The organism is Micromonospora sp. NPDC005174 (assembly GCF_040608495.1).
Classification (GTDB): domain Bacteria; phylum Actinomycetota; class Actinomycetes; order Mycobacteriales; family Micromonosporaceae; genus Micromonospora.
The window spans coordinates 243,798-263,304 of record NZ_JBEXIJ010000007.1; the positions used below are offsets into that span (position 1 = coordinate 243,798).

Here is a 19,507-nt window from a genome sequence, read left to right on the forward strand (position 1 = left end):
CTGGTCGCAGTCCACCGGCAGCGGCGCTGGCCGTAGTCCACCGGTAGCGGCGCGGTGATGGCCGCGCCGCTACCGGTCGGCCACACCGGCAAGCACCGCCACGTGGCCGGTCGACACCTGGACCGGCGGGGACCGGCGTGGCAGCATGCCGCGGATGGAAACCGAGCAGAGGGTCGTGACGGCGAACGGCACCACCCAGGCGGTACGGGTGGCCGGTCCGCCGGACGGCACTCCGGTGCTGCTGGTCCACGGCAACTGCTCCTCCGCGCTGTTCTGGGAGCCCCTGATCCGGCGGCTGCCACCGACGCTGCGGGTCGTCGCTCCCGACCTACGCGGATTCGGCGACTCGGCGACCGCGCCGGTGAACGCCACCCGGGGCCTGCGGGACTTCGCCGACGACGTGGCCGCCCTGCTGGACGACCCGACGCTCTTCCCCAGCACCCGGCACGGCAGCGCCGGGGGTGGCAGCGCCGAGTCCCGCCGCGCCGAGTCCCGCCGCGCCGACACCGGCAGCGCTGGGGTCCGGCCGGTCGTGGTCGGGCACTCCCTCGGTGGGGGAGTGGCCATGCGACTGCTGGTCGACCATCCGCACCGGGTGGGGGCGCTGCTGCTGGCCGCGCCCGTGTCGCCGTACGGTTTCGGTGGCACGCGCGACCTCGTCGGCACGCCGGCCACCCCGGACTTCGCGGGCACCGGCGCGGCCAGGGTGAACGAGGACTTCGTCGCCCGACTCGCAGCCGGCGACCGGAGCGTCGACGTGCCGACCAGCCCACGCGCCGTGCTCCGGGCGACCTACGTGGCCGATCCCGCCGCGCTGGGCGAGGACGAGGAGTTGCTGTTGGACAGCATGCTCTCCACCGCCACCGGGGACGACAACTACCCGGGCACGGCGGTGGAGTCGGAGAACTGGCCAGGCGCCGGGCCCGGGAAGCGGGGCGTGCTCAACGCGCTCGCGCCGACCTGGTTCCGGATCGCCGACGAGTTGGTGTCCGTCGCGGAGAAGCCGCCGGTCACCTGGGTACGCGGGGACGCCGACGTGATCGTCTCGGACACCTCGCTGCTCGACCTGGCGTACCTGGGTTCGCTGGGTCTCGTGCCCGGTTGGCCCGGCGCGGACACCCGCCCGCCGCAGCCGATGGTCGGCCAGACCCGGACGGTGCTGGAGCGGTACGCGGCGGCCGGCGGGTCGTACCGCGAGGTGGTGTTGCCCGGCTGTGGACACAGCCCGCACCTGGAACGCCCGGCGGAGTTCGTGACGGAGCTGCTGGCGCTGACCGACGCGCAGGCCGCGTAGGGGCGCACCGTGGGTGAAATATGCCACGGCGTCTCGACAACCCTGGGTCACGTGGCAGACTCGCGCGCAAAGCCTTAGCGGCCGTTCAGTGGCCGTGCGGAGTGTCTGGGGAGGCCGGTCGTGGCGCGCGAGTTCAGCACCGTGGGTGTCGTGGGGCTGGGCACCATGGGTGCCGGCATCGTCGAGGTCTTCGCCCGCAACGGTGTCGACGTCGTCGCGGTCGAGATCTCCGAGCCGGCGCTGGAGCGCGGGCGGGCCACCCTCACCAGCTCCACCGATCGTGCCGTGGCCAAGGGCAAGCTCGCCGTGGCGGACCGGGACGCGCTGCACGAGCGGGTGCACTTCGAGGTCGGGCTGGACGCGTTGCGTTCGGTGGACCTGGTCATCGAGGCGGTCCCCGAGCACCTGGACCTCAAGCAGCGGATCTTCGCGGAGCTGGATCGGGTGTGCCGCCCGGACGCGATCCTGGCCACCAACACCTCGTCGCTGAGCGTCACCGAGATCTCGGTGGCCACCAGCCGGCCCAACCAGGTGATCGGCATCCACTTCTTCAATCCGGCCCCGGTGATGAAGCTGGTCGAGGTGGTCCGCACGGTCGTCACCGCACCCGAGGTGGTCGCCGACGTCGAGGCGCTGTGCGCCCGGCTCGGCAAGGTCGACGTGACCATCAACGACCGGGCCGGCTTCATCGCCAACGCGCTGCTCTTCGGCTACCTCAACCACGCGGTCGGGATGTTCGAGTCGCACTACGCGACCCGGGAGGACATCGACGCCGCCATGAAGCTCGGTTGCGGCCTGCCGATGGGCCCACTGGCGCTGATGGACCTGATCGGCCTGGACACCGCGTACGAGATCCTGGACACGATGTACCGGCGCGGCGGGCGGGACCGTCGGCACGCGCCCGTGCCGCTGCTCAAGCAGATGGTCACGGCGGGACTGCTCGGCCGTAAGTCCGGCCGGGGTTTCTACACCTACGAGCGGCCCGGTTCGCCGAAGGTCGTACCCGACGAGACGACGCCGCAGACGACGGACGCGGCGCTCGCCGACGGCGCGCGGGCCATCACGAAAGTCGGCGTCGTCGGTTCCGGGACGATGGCCACCGGGATCATCGAGGTGTTCGCGAAGGCCGGGTACGAGGTCGTCTCGGTGACCCGTGGCGCGGAGAAGTCCGCGTCGGTCTGCGAGGCGGTGAAGACCTCGCTGAACAAGGGCGTGGTCCGGGGCAAGCTCGCCGAGGTCGACCGGGACGCGGCGCTCGGCCGGATCACCTGGACGGCCACCCTCGACCACCTCGCCGACGTCGACCTGGTCATCGAGGCGGTCGTCGAGGAGTTGAGCGTCAAGAAGGCGCTCTTCGCCAGCCTCGACGAGATCTGCAAGCCGGGCGTGGTGCTGGCCACCACGACCTCGTCGCTGCCGGTTGTCGACGTGGCGATGGCCACCCAGCGGCCGGCCGACGTGGTGGGCCTGCACTTCTTCAACCCCGCGCCGGTCATGCCGCTGGTCGAGGTGGTCCGGACCATCCGCACCTCACCGGAGGCCACCGCCACCGCGCGGGCGGTCTGCGCCGCGCTGGGTAAGACCGCTGTGGTCTGCGGCGACCGGTCCGGGTTCATCGTCAACGCACTGCTCTTCCCGTACCTGAACGACGCGGTCAAGATGCTGGAGGCCAGCTACTCCACGGCCGACGACATCGACCACGCCATGAAGCTGGGCTGCGGCTACCCGATGGGGCCGTTCGAGCTGCTCGACGTGGTGGGGCTGGACGTCTCCCTGGCGATCCAGCGCGAGCTGTACCTGGAGCTGCGTGAGCCGGGCTTCGCACCCGCGCCGCTGCTGGAACACCTGGTCACCGCCGGCTACCTGGGCCGCAAGGCCCGCCGCGGCTTCCGCGACCACTCGCACCGCTGACCGGGTCAACGCCGAAGGGTCCAGGCCGCGTCTACAGGATGTGACCTTCGAGGAGTACGTCGGCAGTCGTGGCCCGGCCCTGATGCGGCTGGCGCGGCTGTTGACCGGTGACGAGCACCGGGCCGAGGACCTCACCCAGGAGGTGCTGTCCCGGGCGTACGTGCGGTGGAAGCGGATCTCCCGCGCCGACCGGCCCGACGTGTACGTGCGCCGGATGCTGGTCAACGCCAACAACTCCTGGTGGCGTCGCCGGTCGAGCCGGGAGTTGGTCGTCGACACCATCGTCGATCGACCGCACCGCGTCGACGTCGGCGGGGAGGCGGCCGACCGGGACGAGATGTGGCGGCTGATCCTCGGCCTGCCCGACCGTCAACGGGCGGTGCTGGTGCTGCGCTACTACGAGGACCTCGACGACGCGACCATCGCCCAGATCCTGGAGTGCTCGCCGGTCACCGTCCGCACCCACGCGATGCGGGCGCTCGCCAACCTCCGTGAGCGCTGCGGCGCTCCGGCGACGAACGGGAGCCGACAGTGACCGACCTCGACCAGCGCATCAACCGGACGCTGCGCGAGCGCGCCGAGGGCGGCGTGGACACCGACCGGCTGGTGCGGGTCTCCCGCGCCCGGGGCCGGCGCCGTCAACTGCACCGCCGGGTCGCCGCCGGCACCGCGTTGTCCCTGGTGGGAGCCCTCGGCTTCGTCGGGGTGACGGAGGCGCGGTTCGACGCGTTGACGGGTCGTATGCCCTGGACCACCGCGACACCGACGGTGGTGCCGCCGCGCGCCGACGATGTGCCCGGAGCCACCGCCGATCCGGCGCTGGTGAGCGCTGATCCGCAGGTGCTGCACGTTGGCGTCGATCCGGCCCAGGCTCACTACCTGGGCTGGGAGGTGGTCCAGGACCACGTCGAGACCGTACGGGTCGGTGTGCCGGGCGGCGGGGAGGTGCGCGTCGACGTGAGCAGGACAGTCGAGCTACCTGTCAGCGTCGTGATCGACGGCGCGTCCTTCGACGTGACCGAAGCGGGCCCGCAGCAGTTCGACGGCACGGTCCGGCCGATGACCGGCGTGGCCACCGGCCTGGTCACGATGTGGCAGCCCGCGCCGGGCCTCTACGCCCGTGCCGTCCTGCCGAACGGGAACGCGGCAGCGCTGGAGCGGGCGGTCGGGGCCCTGCGCTGGAACCAGGCCCGACGCTGCCAGGCGCCGCTTCGGCTCACCTCCCTGCCCGAGGGATCGAGGGTCACCGGCTGCGCGGTCGACATCGCCTCGTATCCCCGGCTGGTCACCGCCCGACTCGCCCTCCAACGAGCCGACACCGAGATCATGACGGTCGAGTACCGGTACGCCAGCTCGGCGGGTACCTCCACGACGTCGGACCGGACCATCGCCGGCCGTCCGGCGCTGTTGACCGCGAAGGGGACGAGGCTGGAGTTGATCGGCATTCCCCGGACCACGGTCCTCGCCGACTTCGGTTGGCCCTGGCAGGGGGAACCGCCGGCGCACATCTTCACCGAGGCGGACGCGACCAGCGTGCTGGCGGGAGCGCAGGTCACCGCTGACCCGACGCGGCCGGAGAGCTGGAAGTGATCCCGGCCCGGGCGGGCCGGCCGAAGGGCCGCCCCGCCCGAGGCGGCCGTACGCTTGGTGACTGTGAGCCCCCGTCGCAACCGCCCTCGCCGGGACGAGAACGCCAACCTGGACGCCGACCGGGCCCGCCAGGGCGTTGCCTCGGTGCAGCAGTGGACCGACGGTGCCTGGCAGGTACGCGGGATCGGGGCGGGCGCGTCGGTCAAGACGTACCGCTGTCCCGGTTGTGACCAGGAGATCCGACCCGGCGTGGCGCACCTGGTGGCCTGGCCGGCCGACGGTCTGGGCGACCTGACCGACCGCCGGCACTGGCACAGCGGCTGCTGGCGTGCCCGGGAGCGGCGCGGGCCGGCGGTGCGGCGCGGCCGGGGCGCGCCGCGTTACTGAGCGATCTGGATCACCCTGTTCGTGCCTCGGTGGGCGGCGGCGGCGACTTCGCGACAGACTTGGGCGGTGAGCACAGCGATCCGCGCGTCGTCGATCCTGCCCGGCCGCCGGGAGGACATCGAGCTGCACACCGCCGACGGGCTACGGCTGGTCGGCGAGCTGGCCCTGCCGGCCGACCGGCCACCGGCGGCCACCCTGGTCTGCCTGCACCCGCTGCCCACGCACGGCGGGATGATGGACAGCCACGTTTTCCGCAAGGCGGCGTGGCGGCTGCCCGCGCTGGGCGACCTGGCCGTGCTGCGGTTCAACACCCGGGGCACGAGCAGTGTGCGCGGCACGAGCGAGGGCGCCTTCGACGGCGCGGTGGGCGAGCGCTACGACGTGGCTGCCGCCATCGAGTACGCGGAGTTCGCCGAACTGCCCAACATCTGGCTGGTCGGGTGGTCGTTCGGCACCGACCTGGCCCTCAAGTACGGCTGCGACCCGGCCGTGGCCGGTGCGATCCTGCTCTCCCCGCCGCTGCGCTTCTCCGCGCCGGACGACCTGGCGACCTGGGCCGCGTCCGGTCGTCCGCTGGTGGCGCTGGTACCCGAGTTCGACGACTACCTGCGCCCGGTCGAGGCCCGGGAGCGGTTCGCGGCGGTGCCGCAGGCCGAGGTGGTCGGGGTGCCCGGCGCGAAGCACCTCTGGGTGGGTGACGCGGAGACGGTGCTCGACGAGATCGTCAAGCGGGTCAACCCGGCCGTCGACGTACCCCTGCCGACGACCTGGGACGGGCCGATGGAGGCGGGCGACGTCAGCGCGTACGCCGACCGGACGGTGGCCGCCTTCGCCGACACCCCCGTCCCCGGCCCGGCCGACTGATCGTCAGTTCCGCTCCTGACGGGGGAGCACCACCTCACGCAGGATCAGTTGCAGTGCCGCCACCGTGGGGATGGCGATCAGCGCGCCCACCACGCCCAGCAGGGCCACGCCGAGCAGCGCGCCCAGCAGGGCGGCCACCTCGTTGACCTCCACCGAGCGCCGCATCACCTTCGGGTAGATCAGGTAGTTCTCGACCTGCTGGTAGATGAGGAAGAAGATCGCACAGGCGATGCCCGTGGGCAGGTCGGCGGCGAAGCCGACCAGGCTCACGATCACCGCGCCCAGGGTCGCCCCGATCTGCGGGATGAGGTCGGTGACCGCGACGACCACCGCCAGCGCGAACGGGTACGGCAGACCGACGATCAGGGCGAAGACGAAGGTCGTCGCGCCGGCCAGCACCGCGATGCTCAGCGCGCCGACCATGTACGCGCCCACCTTGGTGAGGATCGCGTCGCCGATCAACGCCGCCCGCTCGCGGCGCGACCGGGGGACCAGCGCGTAGCCCAGGGAGCGCAACTTGTCGAAGTAGGCCAGGAAGTAGATGGTCAGCACCAGCACGGTCAGCGTCCGGAACACCGTGCCGAAGATCAGTTGGGCCCCGCCGAGCACCCCGCCGAGCGCCCTGCCGATGGTGTCGGCGTTGGCCGCGCCCTGCACCCGCTCCACGACGTCGTACCGCTCCACCAGGTCGTTGACCGTGGGATTGCGGCGCAACTCGTCGAGCAGACTCGGGATCTGGTCGATGAACTGCCCGGACTGCGTCACGATCGGCGGGACCAGCGCCACCACGCCCCCGCACAGCAGCAGTACCACGGTCAACGCCACCGCCGTCACCGCCAGACCGTGGGGAACCCCCCAGGTGCGCAGGCGCACGACCGCCGGGTTGAGGCCCACCGCGAGGAAGAGCGCGATCACCACCAGGACGAGAATGCCGCCGGCATTCCGAATCCCCAGATAGAGGGTGTACGCCAGCAGCACGCCCAACGCGCCGGTGAAGCCGACCAGGAAGCTGCTGCGCCGCAGTGGACGCCCCGGGGTGCCGAACTTTCCCGACGGGACCGCCGGAGGCTCGTCCGGGTCGATTCCCGGGGCCGGTACCGGCACGGGCACGGGTGCCTGGGCCGAGGAGGACTCGGGGGTCACGTCCGGTTCGTCGCCGGACGGGTCATGCTGCGGCACCAGGGACCTCCGGCTCAGGCGGTGGGACGACGGGTGGCGGCCACGAACGCCCGCCACGCGGCCGGCGCGAAGACCAACACCGTGCCGGACGGGTCCTTGCTGTCGCGCACCGCCACCACCCCGGGCAGGTTGTCCGCCACCTCGACACACTCACCGTTACCGCTACGGCTGGACGTGCGCCAGAGCGCGCCGGTCAGGTCCATGAGGTCACAACTTCCTTCATCAGTTCGATCGACTGGCGGCGGGACAACGCACTGCTTCTGATCATCTCCCAGCGCGCCAGCAGCGTAGCCACCTCATGGTCGCCATCCACCACGAGACCGTCAATCTGGTGCTCCATGTGCCCAACCCAACCACCGTCGGCACCACGGGCCAGGTTGAACGGCCCGGAGAGGCCGACGTGCAGCCGGACGTCGGCCGGAATGACGTGCAGGCTGACGTGTGGTCGCTCCATGCTGGCGACGAGGTGGGTGAGCTGCTCGACCATCAAACCGCGGATCTCCTCGCCGGCCCGCCGCAGCACCAACTCGTCCACCACCGCCACGAACTGCGGCGGATTCGGCTGCATCAGCAGCGACTGGCGGTCCAGGCGGGCGTGGACCCGGCGTTCCACCTCGTCGTCGCTGAGCAGGTCGTCGCAACGGATCACGGCGCGGGCGTAGTTCTCGGTCTGTAGCAACCCCGGGATCAGCGTGGGTTGGAAGCACCGCAGTTGGCGGGCGCTGCGCTCGGCGTCCAGCCACGGACGGAACCAGCTCGGCTGACCGTCCCGCTCCGCGAGCTTGAGCAGGTGGACGAGGAGGCCGTCGGTGGTCAGCACCTCGTCGGCGCGGGCCAGGAACAGTCGGTCCAGGGGCCGTTGACCCAGCTCCAGTGCCGACACCATCGACCCGGAATAGTGGACCAGTCGGCCGAAATCCTCCTGGCTCATCCCGGCGGCGGTCCGCAGCCGACGCAACTGCGCGCGGATCATGTCGGCCGTCGGCGCGGCGTCGCCTTCCACAGTGCCTCCGCAGGTCGTGGGTCGATTCCACCACCTGTCCCGGAGCGCCGTGCCGTCGACACAGCGCCGCCGTCGAACACGGTGATGCCTTCCGACCGTAGTGGCCTGGTCAGCAGACTGTCACGTACCGGATCGTGCGGCTGTCGTCGCCTCAAGCCCTGTCCCCGGCGGCGCAACCGTTTCCAGTCGAGGAGGTACCCATGCCCAGTTCTCGCCGTGCCGGTCGCGCGCTGCCCGGCACCGCAGCGCCCCGGTCGAGATGCACGCCGTCGGGCCCTGGAACGGGTGACCGGGGCCGTACGCCGGCATCAAGGCTGCCGCAGCCGCGACTTGGGCCGTACCCCGCGTTCCCCCGGCCCTGCGGTGCGCGGACGCCGCACACCCCGCTGCGACCCATGTGGTGCTGTCGGGCCGACGGTCGACCATGGCCCTGTGCGGACGCCCGGCTGCTGCTCAAGGCCGAGTTCGACGAAGATCCTGCCGCGCTGACCATCTATCTGGCCGGGCTCTACCACGAGGCAGCACATGACCTCTACCAGCTCAATCCCTACGACGGGCCGACGCCCAGGGAGTTGTTCGAACGTTTCGTGGCGTGGGGGCCGTTCCGCCGCCCGATCATCGATCCACCCCCGCACGTCAGCTAGACCATGCCGGCTCCGTGCAGATCGTGGACAGTTTCCGTCACGTGCCAACGGAAACTGTCCACGATCTCGATGCTCGGTGTGGGCGCCCGTCAGTCCTTCTCGATCGTGACCTTGCTGGGCTTGGCGCTGCGCTCGTCGGTGGTCGGCTTGCTGGGGCGCTTGCCGTTCTCGCCGGTGCTGGTGATCCTGGTCGGCTTGGCGCCCCGGCCACCCTCGCCCGGAACGGCCGCCACCGTCGGCTCACCGTCGACCCCGGCGCTGGCCGTGCCACCGTCGACAGTGGTCACCGGCTCGGCCACCGGTCGCGTGGTGGACTGCCCGGCCTCGTCGGCGCTGGCGTTCACCGGCTGCGCAACGCCGTCGGGCGCGGCCTTGAGACCACCGGCCGCACCGTCACCGTCACCGTCGGCCGGGCCGTTCCCGCCACCGGCCGCCACGGTCGCGGGTACGGCGGAAGCCTCGCCGGTCGCCGGCGCGTCGTCGGGGCGATCGCCCGCCGCCGACGCGGTCGGACCGTCGATCGGGCCGGTGGTGCTGTGCAGCCGCACTTCGGCCATCTGCCGCTCGATCTCGTCGGACTCCTGCCGGGCCTTCCAGGTCTCCTGCCGCAGGTCGGCGAGCTGCTGCTGAGCCTGCGCGATCTCCAACATCACGTGCGCGAGCTGCTGCCGGCCCGCCGCCGACTCCTGCTGCGTCGCCGCCAGGTGCTGCTGCGTGGTCGCGAGGTGCTGCTGGGTGGTGGCCGCGTACTCCTCGAACTGGCGACGCGAGGCCGCGACGTGCTCGTCGGCCTTGCGGCGCTTGTCGCCCGCCTCGGTCTCGGCGCGGCTCAGCAACTCGGCGGCCTCGGTCTCGGCGCGCTGGCGCAGGCTCGTCGCGTCCGCCTCGGCCGCCTGGCGGATCGCGTCCGCGCCCTGCTCGATCTCGTTCTTGCGGGTGGTGTACTCGGTCTCCAGCTCGTCGCGGCGCGCGGTGTACGTGGACTCCAGCTCGTCGCGGCGCGCGGTCCAGCCCGACTCCAGCTCCTGCTGGCGGGATTCGTGCTGCTTGTCCAGCTCGTCGTGGCGCTTGGCGAACTCCTGCTCGGCGGTGGACCGTCGCTCGGCCAGTTCCCGATCGGCCGCCTCGCGCCGGGAGTTGACCTCCTGCTCCACGCCGGCCCGCCAGGCGCCCAGCTCCTGCTGCGTCTGCGCCCGGGACTGCTGCACGTACGCCTCGGTCTCGCTGCGCATGCGCTGGACGTACGCCTCGGTCTCCGCCCGGCTGCGCTTGGCCGCCTCGGACGCCTGCGTGGCGACCCGCTCGGCCTCCTGCTGGGCCTTGGCCCGGGTGGCCCGGCCGGCCATCGACGCGTCGTCGATGATCTGCTTGGCCTCCTGCTGCGCCTTGGCGTGGGTCGCCCGGCCCGCCTCGGTCGCCGTGTCGGTGAGCCGCTTGGCCTCCTGCTGGGCCTTGGCGTGCACCTCCTTGGCGGCCTCGCGCAGCTCGGCGGCCTCCTGGCGGGCGGTGGCCAGCGCCTCGCGGGCCGCCTCGCGCAGCTTGGTGGCCTCCTGCTGGGCGCGGGTGTGGATCTCCTTGGCGGTGTCCCGTAGCTGGGTGGCCTCCTGCTGGGCCTTGGCCAGCTCGTCCTGCGCCGTCTTGCGCAGCTGCGCCGATTCGTCCTTGGCCGAGCGCAGGGTCGCGTCCGCCTCCGCGCGGCGGGAGGAGCTGTGCCGCTCCTCCTCCTGACGCCGAGCGGCGAGAGCGATCTCGAAGTCCTTCAATGCCCGGGCGGCCTGCTCGCGGGCTTCCTCGATGATGTGCTCGGCGGCTGCCCGGCGGGCGTCGATCTCCTCGTTGGCCGCGGACAGGATCTGCTCGGCCTGCTCCTCGGCGAGGGTGAGGATCGACTCGACGCGGGGGCCCAGGTGCCGGAAGGAGGCCCTGTCGACCACGTTCATCTGCTTGCGGACCTGGGTCAGATCCCGTTGCAGAACCTCGACCTGGCCGGCGAGCTTGTGGATCTGTGTATAGGCCTGTTCCCGTTCTGCGGCGAGGGTCGCGATCTCGTGCTCGGCACGCGCGACATACCGGTCAACCTGTTTCTTCTCGTACCCCCGCAGAGCGGACTCGAAGCTGGGCTCCGTGGTCACATCCCCGCCGAGAGCGAACAGTTCCTCGCCGTGCGACATGCCCCCATCCTCACACGCATCGCCCCCTGCTGGGGCGATACGGACGCCCCTTGTGGGACCTACTTCACTCCGTGGCGAGGGCACCACGCCAAGGGTTGGGAAACGCACACGGCGCGAGGTCACACCGGTTACCCGGTGTCACCTCGCGCCGCCGATGCCCCAACCTGACGCCTCGCGTCAGCCGGCGGTCTCCGCGGTCACCCGCTCCTGAGCGCCGTCGGTCTTCTTCGCCTCCGGCTTGGCCGCCGGGGCAGCCGCTGCCGGCATGCCGGGCACGATGCCGGCGAGCCCGGAGAGCATCTGCCCGAGCTGTGAGGTGACCGCGTCCTTCTGCCGGGTGAGGTCCTCGACCTCGCGGCGGGCGGCCTGCGTGGTCAGCTCGGCCTCGGTGCGAGCCTCGCTGAGCAGGCGCTGCGACTCGGCCTTGGCCTCGTTGAGCGTCTTGTCGGAGAGCGCCTTGGCCTTGTCGATCGTCTCGTTAGCGTGGCGCTCCGACTCGACCCGGCGGGCCTCGGCGCGCTGCTCGATCTCCTTGGCGCGCTCCTGGGCGGCACGGGCGCGCTGCTCGGCCTCGCTGACCATCTTCTGGGTCTGGGAGACCTGGGCGGCGTGTCGCTCGGACTCCTCGCGCTCGGCCTTCTCGCGCCGCTCGGCGAGTTGCAGCTCCAGAGCCTGGAGGTCCTTGTCGCGCTTGTCGCGCGCGTCGGTGAGCAGCTTGGTGGCCTCGGCGCGCTTCTCCTCGGCCTCGCGGGCGGCCTTCGAGCGGTGCTGGGTGATCTCGCGCTCGGCGGTGGCCCGCAGGGTGGCCACCTCCCGCTCGACTGTCGACTTCAGCTCGGCGACCTCGTGGGCCGTGACGGTCCGGAGCTGCTTGGTCTCACGGTCCGCGTCAGCGCGCAGCGTGTCGGCCTCACGGCGGGCCTGCACCCGGACCTCGGCGGCCTCGCGCTCGGCGGCGGTGCGCAGGTTGCCTGCCTCGCGTTCGGCGCTGGCCTTCATCGCGGCGGCTTCGGCGCGGGCCTTGTCCGTGATCTCCCGGGCCTCGAGGCGGGCGGCGGAGAGAATGCCCTCCGACTCGCGCTTGGCCTCGTTGCGGTGGTCGTTGGCCTGCTCCTCGGCGAGCCGGAGGATCTGCTCGACGCGGGTGCCGAGCCCGGACAGGGTGGGCCGGCTGTTCTCTTCGAGCTGCTTGTTGGTGTCGGTGAGCTTCTGCTCCAGCGCACTCATGCGCTGCTCGGCCTGGCGGAGACGACGCTGGGCGTCGTTCATCCGCTGCTCGGCCTCGGCACGGGCCTGCTCGGACTGGGTCAGCGCGGCGGTCATCCGGCCGATGAAGTCATCGACCTGGTGAGTGTTGTATCCGCGCAGGCCAACGGTGAAATCTGGCTGCGAGTTCGCGTTATCGAAGAACGCGAGAGGGGAGGACTGCTGCTGGGGCATTGGGACATACTGGCAGACGCCCCAGGGTGCTTCGCAAGAGCGGTACGAAGCTTTCGTGTCCTCTTTACATGGTCAACTGCCCTGGCCGGCGAGGCCGGACCAATCGGCGATCTTGGCAGGTCCCGGGCGGGACGGACGCCACGCAGCGTGACGCGAAAAAGGGCCACGGGTGTGTCCCGTGACCCTTTGTTCGACCCGGATGGGTTCGAGCTAATGCGGGTGGAAGAACAATGGCCGATCACCGCATTGGCCATCGGGTGCTCATCCGTCCGGCCGGTGCCTCGCTCAGTGCCCCCGGAACCGGTTGATCGCTTCCTCGTGCCGCGCCCGCAACTCCCCGTCGCGGATGCCCAGCCCGTCCGTGGGCGCGAGGCAGCGCACGCCGACCTTGCCCTGGTGCGCGTTGCGGTGCACCTCGTACGCGGCCTGACCGGTCTGCTCCAGGGGGTAGGTGCGGGACACCGTCGGGTGCACCTTGCCGAGCGCGACGAGCCGGTTGGCCTGCCACGCCTCGTGGTAGTTGGCGAAGTGGCTGCCCACGATGCGCTTGAGGTGCATCCACAGGTAGCGGTTGTCGTACTGGTGCTGGAAACCGCTCGTGGACGCGCAGGTGACGATGGTGCCGCCGCGCCGGGCCACGTAGACGCTCGCGCCGAACGTCTCCCGACCCGGGTGCTCGAAGACGATGTCCGGGTCCTCGCCGCCGGTCAGCTCGCGGATGCGCTCACCGAACCGCCGCCACTCGTCCGGGTCCTGGGTCTCCTCGTCCTTCCAGAACCGGAACCCCTCGGCGGCCCGGTCGATGACCAGCTCGGCGCCCATGCTGCGGCACAGCTCGGCCTTCTCCGGCGAGGAGACGACGCAGACCGGGATCGCGCCGCCGTTGAGGGCCATCTGGGTGGCGTACCCGCCGAGGCCGCCGGACGCGCCCCAGATCAGCACCACGTCGCCCTGCTTCATCTGGGCGCCGTGGTGGGACACCAACTGCCGGTACGCGGTCGAGTTGACCAGCCCCGGGCTGGCCGCCTCCTCCCAGCTCAGGTGACGCGGCTTGGGCATCAGCTGGTTGGCCTTGACCACGGCCAGCTCGGCCAGCCCACCGAAGTTGGTCTCGAAGCCCCAGATCCGCTGCTGCGGGTCGAGCATGGTGTCGTCGTGTCCGGCGGCGTCCTCCAGCTCGACCGAGAGGCAGTGCGCGACGACCTCGTCGCCGGCCGCCCACCGGGTCACGCCGGGACCGGTGCGCAGGACGACGCCGGCCGCGTCCGAACCGACCACGTGGTACGGCAGGTCGTGGCGGCGGGTCAGCTCGGACACCCGGCCGTAGCGCTCCAGGAACCGGAAGGTGGACACCGGCTCGAAGATGCTGGTCCACACCGTGTTGTAGTTGATCGCGCTGGCCAGCACGGCGATGAGCGCCTCGCCCGGCCCGAGTTCCGGCGTCGGCACCTCCTGCACGTGCAGCGCCTTGCGGGGATCCTTGTCCCGGGTCGCCATGCCGTCGAACATCCGGGACTCCTCGGCGCGGACGACCACGCCTCGGTAACTCTCCGGTACGGGCAGTTTGGCGACGCCGCCCAGTTCGCGGTCCGGGTCGTTCGATTCCTCCGCCGCCATGATCGCTTCGAGGATGTCCTGCACGGTGACCTCCGGTTCGTCCCCGCACCCGCGCGGGCCCGGGTGCTGCCATCGTCGGCGCCGGTGGGACGCGACCGCCATGTCGGCATTCGACACATCCGGCACCGGCCGCGCTCCTGTGGGCCGGGACGTTACTGAACGGTAGCTAAAGCCGGAAGTCCTCTGTGAAAAACTGCATCGGCCGATGCGTGAAGGTGCCCGACCAGCGCGTCAACCGCGCACCGACGCGCGTCGCCCGCCCTCGGCAGGGGCGGGCGACGAGATCCGTCAGTGCGTCGCGGCGGGCTCCACCAGTTCGACGAGGACGCCGCCCGCGTCCTTCGGGTGCACGAAGTTGATCCGGCTGTCCGCGGTGCCGCGCCGCGGCTCGTCGTAGAGCAGGCGCATCCCCCGCTCGCGCAGTGCCGCGCAGGCCGCGTCGATGTCCGCCACGGTGTACGCGACCTGCTGCACGCCGGGTCCGTTGCGATCCAGGAATTTCGCGATCGTGGACTCCGGGGTGAGCGGGGCGAGCAGCTGCACGCAGCCGCCCTCGGTGGTCGGTCCGACGGCCAGCATCGCTTCCCGTACGCCCTGCTCGGCGTTGGTCTCGACGTGTACGCAGCGCATCCCGAAGGTCCGCTGGTAGAAGTCGATGGCGGCATCCAGGTCGGCGACGGCGATGCCGACGTGGTCAATCTTGCGAAGTCCGATGTCTGTGACGTAGTCCGCACCGGGCTCGACGGGGGAGTTCTCTGCCATGGCGCTAGTCTGGCCGAACAATCGTTAAGGCGTACAGCTCGGCACCCCCCTCGGAGGCAGGCATGGCTTCGGTGATCGTCAGCGGCGCGCGGACCCCGATGGGGCGGCTGCTGGGCAACCTCAAGGACCTCCCGGCCACCAAGCTCGGCGGGGTCGCCATCAAGGCCGCTCTGGAGCGGGCCGGTGTCAGCCCCGACCAGGTCCAGTACGTGATCATGGGGCAGGTGCTCCAGGCCGGCGCCGGTCAGATCCCGGCCCGGCAGGCGGCCGTCGAGGCGGGCGTACCGATGTCCGTCCCGGCGCTGACCATCAACAAGGTCTGCCTGTCCGGCCTGGACGCGATCGCTCTTGCCGACCAGCTCATCCGGGCGGGCGAGTTCGACATCGTGGTGGCCGGCGGCATGGAGTCGATGACCAACGCCCCGCACCTGCTGATGGGCCAGCGCACCGGCTACAAGTACGGCGACGTGGTGGTCAAGGACCACATGGCGCACGACGGGCTCAGCGACGCCTGGGACTGCTGCTCGATGGGCGAGTCGACCGAGCGGCTCGGCACGAAGCACGGCATCACGCGCGAGGAGCAGGACGCCTTCGCCGCGGCCAGCCACCAGCGGGCCGCCGCCGCGCAGAAGAACGGCCACTTCGCCGAGGAGATCACCCCGGTGCTGATCCCGCAGCGCAAGGGTGACCCGTTGGTGATCAGCGACGACGAGGGCATCCGCCCGGACACCACCGTCGAGTCGCTGGCCAAGCTGCGCCCGGCCTTCGCCAAGGACGGCACCATCACCGCCGGCAGCTCGTCGCCGATCTCCGACGGCGCCGCGGCGGTCGTCGTGATGAGCAAGGCCAAGGCCAACGAGCTGGGGCTGACCTGGCTGGCCGAGGTCGGCGCGCACGGCAACGTGGCCGGCCCGGACAACTCCCTGCACTCGCAGCCGTCCAACGCGATCAACCACGCCCTCAAGAAGGGTGGCCTGAGCATCGACGACCTGGATCTCATCGAGATCAACGAGGCGTTCGCGCAGGTCGGCATCCAGTCCACCCGCGACCTCGGTGTCAGCCCCGACAAGGTCAACGTCAACGGCGGCGCGATCGCCCTGGGCCATCCGATCGGCATGTCCGGCGCGCGACTCGTACTCACCCTCGCCCTGGAGCTGAAGCGGCGCGGCGGCGGCACCGGCGCGGCGGCGCTCTGCGGCGGCGGCGGCCAGGGCGACGCGCTGATCATCCACGTGCCGGGCCAGTGAGCGAAGGGGCCGAGCGCGTGCCGGCAGCGGGCACCACGTCGGTGCGCCGCAGTCGGGACGTACCGCTGCTGGTCGAGCGGGCCCGCACCGGTGACCCCCGTGCGGTCGCCCGCCTGATCACCCTGGTCGAGAACGGCGACCCGTTGCTGCCGGAGATCGCCGCCGCGCTGGCGCCGTACGCCGGGCAGGCCCAGGTCGTCGGTCTGACCGGCTCGCCCGGCGTGGGCAAGTCGACCACCACCAACGAGCTGGTCCGCGCGCTGCGGGCGCGCGGGCACCGGGTCGGCGTCCTGGCGGTCGACCCGTCCAGCCCGTTCACCGGCGGAGCGATCCTCGGCGACCGGGTGCGGATGCAGGACCACGCCACCGACCCGGGCGTCTACATCCGGTCGATGTCCAGCCGGGGCCACCTCGGCGGGCTGGCGGCGGCGACGCCGCAGGCGGTCCGGGTGCTGGAGGGCGCCGGCTGCGACGTGGTGCTGGTGGAGACGGTCGGCGTCGGACAGGCCGAGGTGGAGGTCGCCTCGCTGGCCGACACCACGCTCGTGCTGCTCGCCCCGGGTATGGGCGACGCGATCCAGGCCGTCAAGGCCGGCATCCTGGAGATCGCCGACGTCTTCGTCGTCAACAAGGCCGACCGGGACGGCGTCGACGCCACCGTCCGTGACATCCAGGGCATGATCGCGCTGGGCGAGCGCGGACCGGGCCAGTGGCGACCGCAGGTGGTTCGCGCCATTGCCGCCCGGGGTGAGGGCATCGACGACATCGCCGCCGCCGTCGACAAGCACCGTGGTTGGCTGGTCGAGCACGGCGAGCTGCGTCGCCGGCAGGAGGCGCGGGCCGCCGCCGAGATCGAGGCCATCGCGCTGGGCGCGCTGCGCGCCAGGATCGGTTCCCTGCGCGACGGTACGGAGTTGAGCACGCTCGCCGCCAAGGTCGCCGAGGGCGCGATGGACCCGTACGCGGCGGCGGACGAGCTGCTCGCCCAACTGGCTCGCTGACCCGTGTCGGTCGGCCGCGCCGCGCCGCGCGGCCGGACGCGAAGCACCCTCCGCTTTTAGTAGGCTCGCGGCTCATGGCCGGCAGCGAGCTGCCGCGCAGCGGGCCGACGAGCGGGTCGGTCCACAGTGCACCGGGACCAGGGGAGATGTGATCATGACGGACGCGGTGGAGAACGCCGGTGCGGCGCAGCCCACGACGGGGGCGACCCGGGGCGTGACCTCGGTCTCCGACGAGGTGGTGGAGAAGATCGCCGGCGCTGCCGCCCGCGCCGTGCCCGGCGTCGCCGACCTCGGCGGTGACGTGGCCCGGTTCTTCAACAGCGTGCTCGACAAGGTCGGCCTGGACGAGGTGGGCGACGCCCGCCGGGGCGTCTCGGCCGACGTGAAGGGCACCTCGGCAGTCGTCAACGTGGTCCTGGTGATCGACGCCGGGCACGTCGTGGCCGACGTGACCGAGGCGGTGCGGGCCGCCGTGATCGAGGCGGTGGAGCGGTACGGCCTGACGGTCACGCAGGTCAACGTCACGGTGGACGACATCGAGCTGAAGCAGCCGGGCGCCACCGTCTGACCGTGGGTCGCCTGGTTACCCACCGGTACGACGTGACTTAGCGATCGTTCAGGCAAGGGCTCTACACTCGAATTCCAGTCCAGGAACCGAGGAGGAGCCCTGCGCATGGACGCCGACGAGATCGACGCCGGACGGGCACGCTGGCAGGCCCGGTACGACTCCGCGCGCAAGCGGGACGCCGACTTCACCACGCTCTCCGGGACGACGGTCGACCCGGTCTACGGGCCGCCCGAGGGCAGCTCCTACCCGGGCTTCGAGCGCATCGGCTGGCCGGGCGAGTACCCGTACACCAGGGGTCTGTATCCCACCGGCTACCGCGGTCGGACCTGGACGATCCGGCAGTTCGCCGGCTTCGGCAACGCCCAGCAGACCAACGAGCGCTACAAGATGATCCTCGGCGCGGGCGGTGGCGGCCTGTCGGTCGCGTTCGACATGCCGACGCTGATGGGGCGCGACTCGGACGACCCGCAGTCGCTCGGCGAGGTCGGGCACTGCGGCGTCGCCATCGACACGGCCACCGACATGCAGGCGCTCTTCGACGGCATCGACCTGGCCGGCGTCACCACCTCCATGACGATCTCCGGCCCGGCCGTGCCGGTCTTCTGCATGTACCTGGTCGCCGCCGAGCGGCAGGGCGCCGACCTGTCCACCCTGGACGGCACCCTCCAGACGGACATCTTCAAGGAGTACATCGCGCAGAAGGAGTGGCTGTTCGACCCCGAGCCGCACCTGCGCCTGATCGGTGACCTGATGGAGTACTGCGCGGCCGAGATCCCGCGCTACAAGCCGCTGTCGGTCTCCGGCTACCACATCCGCGAGGCCGGCTCGACCGCCGCGCAGGAGTTGGCGTACACCCTCGCCGACGGCTTCGGCTACGTGGAGCTGGGTCTGTCGCGCGGGCTGGACGTGAACGTGTTCGCGCCCGGGCTGAGCTTCTTCTTCGACTCGCACCTCGACTTCTTCGAGGAGATCGCCAAGTTCCGTGCCGCCCGCCGGATCTGGGCCCGCTGGCTGCGCGACGTCTACGGCGCCACCAGCGAGAAGGCGCTGTGGCTGCGGTTCCACACGCAGACCGCCGGGGTGTCGCTCACCGCACAGCAGCCGGTCAACAACGTCGTACGCACCGCCGTCGAGGCGCTCGCCGCAGTGCTCGGCGGCACGAACTCGCTGCACACCAACGCCCTGGACGAGACCCTCGCCCTGCCCACCGACGAGTCCGCCGAGATCGCCCTGCGTACGCAGCAGGTGCTGATGGAGGAGACCGGCGTCGTCAACGTGGCCGACCCGCTCGGCGGCTCCTGGTACGTCGAGGCGCTGACCGACAAGATCGAGGCCGAGGCGGAGGAGATCTTCGCCCGCATCCGGCAGCTCGGCGGGGAGGGTCCGCACCAGATCGGCCCGATGACCTCCGGCATCCTGCGCGGCATCGAGGACGGCTGGTTCACCGGCCACATCGCCGAGTCGGCCTTCGTCTACCAGCAGGCCCTGGAGAAGGGCGACAAGAAGATCGTCGGCGTCAACTGCCACACCGGCACGGTCGCCAAGGAGTTGGAGATCCTGCGCATCTCCCACGAGGTGGAGCTGGAGCAGCGCCGGGTGCTCGCCGAGCGCAAGAGCGCGCGGGACGAGGCCGCCGTCCGCGCGGCGCTCACCCGGATGATCGGGGCCAGCCGTACCGACGAGAACATGATCCCGGCAATGCTCGACGCCGTACGCGCCGAGGCGACCCTCGGTGAGATCTGCGACGCGCTGCGGGCCGAGTGGGGCACCTACCGCGAACCCGCCCGTTTCTAACCCACCCCACCCCACCCCCCCGCCCCGCCCCACCC

18 protein-coding genes are annotated in these 19,507 nt (G+C 71.4%); 11 read left to right on the forward strand and 7 right to left on the reverse strand.

The window, feature by feature from the left end:
* Positions 1-154: 154 nt before the first annotated feature.
* From ABZU91_RS11515 to ABZU91_RS11540, 6 genes are all read left to right on the forward strand, one after another.
* Positions 155-1,294, forward strand: coding sequence for an alpha/beta hydrolase (locus tag ABZU91_RS11515; protein ID WP_355237547.1), 1,140 nt, complete (start codon positions 155-157; stop codon positions 1,292-1,294).
* A gap of 120 nt (positions 1,295-1,414) precedes the next feature.
* Positions 1,415-3,205, forward strand: a complete 1,791-nt coding sequence (locus ABZU91_RS11520; protein WP_355237549.1) for a 3-hydroxybutyryl-CoA dehydrogenase — start codon at positions 1,415-1,417, stop codon at positions 3,203-3,205.
* 40 nt (positions 3,206-3,245) lie between these two features.
* Complete coding sequence (locus ABZU91_RS11525; RefSeq protein ID WP_355237552.1) at positions 3,246-3,740, forward strand: SigE family RNA polymerase sigma factor; 495 nt, start codon at positions 3,246-3,248, stop codon at positions 3,738-3,740.
* Positions 3,737-4,795, forward strand: a complete 1,059-nt coding sequence (locus ABZU91_RS11530) for a hypothetical protein (protein WP_355237555.1) — start codon at positions 3,737-3,739, stop codon at positions 4,793-4,795. Before ABZU91_RS11525 ends, ABZU91_RS11530 begins: the two co-directional genes overlap by 4 nt.
* Positions 4,796-4,858: 63 nt before the next feature.
* Positions 4,859-5,182: a hypothetical protein gene (locus ABZU91_RS11535; RefSeq protein ID WP_355237558.1), complete on the forward strand. Its 324-nt coding sequence runs from the start codon at positions 4,859-4,861 to the stop codon at positions 5,180-5,182.
* A gap of 66 nt (positions 5,183-5,248) precedes the next feature.
* Complete coding sequence (locus ABZU91_RS11540) at positions 5,249-6,046, forward strand: alpha/beta hydrolase (RefSeq protein ID WP_355237560.1); 798 nt, start codon at positions 5,249-5,251, stop codon at positions 6,044-6,046.
* A gap of 3 nt (positions 6,047-6,049) precedes the next feature.
* Here ABZU91_RS11540 and ABZU91_RS11545 read toward each other — a convergent pair whose 3' ends face one another.
* The 3 genes from ABZU91_RS11545 to ABZU91_RS11555 all read right to left on the reverse strand — a co-directional run bounded on the left by ABZU91_RS11545 (position 6,050) and on the right by ABZU91_RS11555 (position 8,228).
* A complete protein-coding gene (locus ABZU91_RS11545; protein ID WP_355237656.1) occupies positions 6,050-7,156 on the reverse strand; it encodes an AI-2E family transporter in 1,107 nt (368 codons plus the stop codon).
* An 83-nt stretch (positions 7,157-7,239) separates the two neighbouring features.
* Positions 7,240-7,428: a DUF397 domain-containing protein gene (locus ABZU91_RS11550; protein ID WP_355237563.1), complete on the reverse strand. Its 189-nt coding sequence runs from the start codon at positions 7,426-7,428 to the stop codon at positions 7,240-7,242.
* Positions 7,419-8,228, reverse strand: a complete 810-nt coding sequence (locus tag ABZU91_RS11555; protein ID WP_355237566.1) for a helix-turn-helix transcriptional regulator — start codon at positions 8,226-8,228, stop codon at positions 7,419-7,421. The genes ABZU91_RS11550 and ABZU91_RS11555 overlap by 10 nt, the downstream gene beginning before the upstream one ends.
* Positions 8,229-8,542: 314 nt before the next feature.
* Between ABZU91_RS11555 and ABZU91_RS11560 the strand changes: the two genes are divergently transcribed.
* Positions 8,543-8,872, forward strand: coding sequence for a hypothetical protein (locus ABZU91_RS11560; RefSeq protein WP_355237659.1), 330 nt, complete (start codon positions 8,543-8,545; stop codon positions 8,870-8,872).
* An 89-nt stretch (positions 8,873-8,961) separates the two neighbouring features.
* Here ABZU91_RS11560 and ABZU91_RS11565 read toward each other — a convergent pair whose 3' ends face one another.
* From ABZU91_RS11565 to mce, 4 genes are all read right to left on the reverse strand, one after another.
* A complete protein-coding gene (locus ABZU91_RS11565) occupies positions 8,962-11,043 on the reverse strand; it encodes a hypothetical protein (protein WP_355237569.1) in 2,082 nt (693 codons plus the stop codon).
* A gap of 177 nt (positions 11,044-11,220) precedes the next feature.
* Positions 11,221-12,483, reverse strand: coding sequence for a cell division protein DivIVA (locus tag ABZU91_RS11570; RefSeq protein ID WP_355237572.1), 1,263 nt, complete (start codon positions 12,481-12,483; stop codon positions 11,221-11,223).
* A gap of 285 nt (positions 12,484-12,768) precedes the next feature.
* Positions 12,769-14,124 carry a crotonyl-CoA carboxylase/reductase gene (ccrA, locus tag ABZU91_RS11575; RefSeq protein ID WP_355237575.1) on the reverse strand — a complete coding sequence of 452 codons (1,356 nt, stop codon included), beginning with the start codon at positions 14,122-14,124 and terminating at the stop codon, positions 12,769-12,771.
* Between the two features lie 264 nt (positions 14,125-14,388).
* Positions 14,389-14,862, reverse strand: coding sequence for a methylmalonyl-CoA epimerase (gene mce / locus ABZU91_RS11580; protein WP_355237578.1), 474 nt, complete (start codon positions 14,860-14,862; stop codon positions 14,389-14,391).
* A 62-nt stretch (positions 14,863-14,924) separates the two neighbouring features.
* Between mce and ABZU91_RS11585 the strand changes: the two genes are divergently transcribed.
* The 4 genes from ABZU91_RS11585 to ABZU91_RS11600 all read left to right on the forward strand — a co-directional run bounded on the left by ABZU91_RS11585 (position 14,925) and on the right by ABZU91_RS11600 (position 19,472).
* Positions 14,925-16,109: an acetyl-CoA C-acetyltransferase gene (locus ABZU91_RS11585; RefSeq protein ID WP_355237581.1), complete on the forward strand. Its 1,185-nt coding sequence runs from the start codon at positions 14,925-14,927 to the stop codon at positions 16,107-16,109.
* Between the two features lie 17 nt (positions 16,110-16,126).
* Complete coding sequence (gene meaB / locus ABZU91_RS11590; RefSeq protein WP_355237583.1) at positions 16,127-17,110, forward strand: methylmalonyl Co-A mutase-associated GTPase MeaB; 984 nt, start codon at positions 16,127-16,129, stop codon at positions 17,108-17,110.
* Between the two features lie 154 nt (positions 17,111-17,264).
* Positions 17,265-17,678 carry an Asp23/Gls24 family envelope stress response protein gene (locus ABZU91_RS11595; RefSeq protein ID WP_355237586.1) on the forward strand — a complete coding sequence of 138 codons (414 nt, stop codon included), beginning with the start codon at positions 17,265-17,267 and terminating at the stop codon, positions 17,676-17,678.
* Positions 17,679-17,783: 105 nt separating this feature from the next.
* Positions 17,784-19,472 carry a methylmalonyl-CoA mutase family protein gene (locus tag ABZU91_RS11600; RefSeq protein ID WP_355237589.1) on the forward strand — a complete coding sequence of 563 codons (1,689 nt, stop codon included), beginning with the start codon at positions 17,784-17,786 and terminating at the stop codon, positions 19,470-19,472.
* Positions 19,473-19,507: the final 35 nt, after the last annotated feature.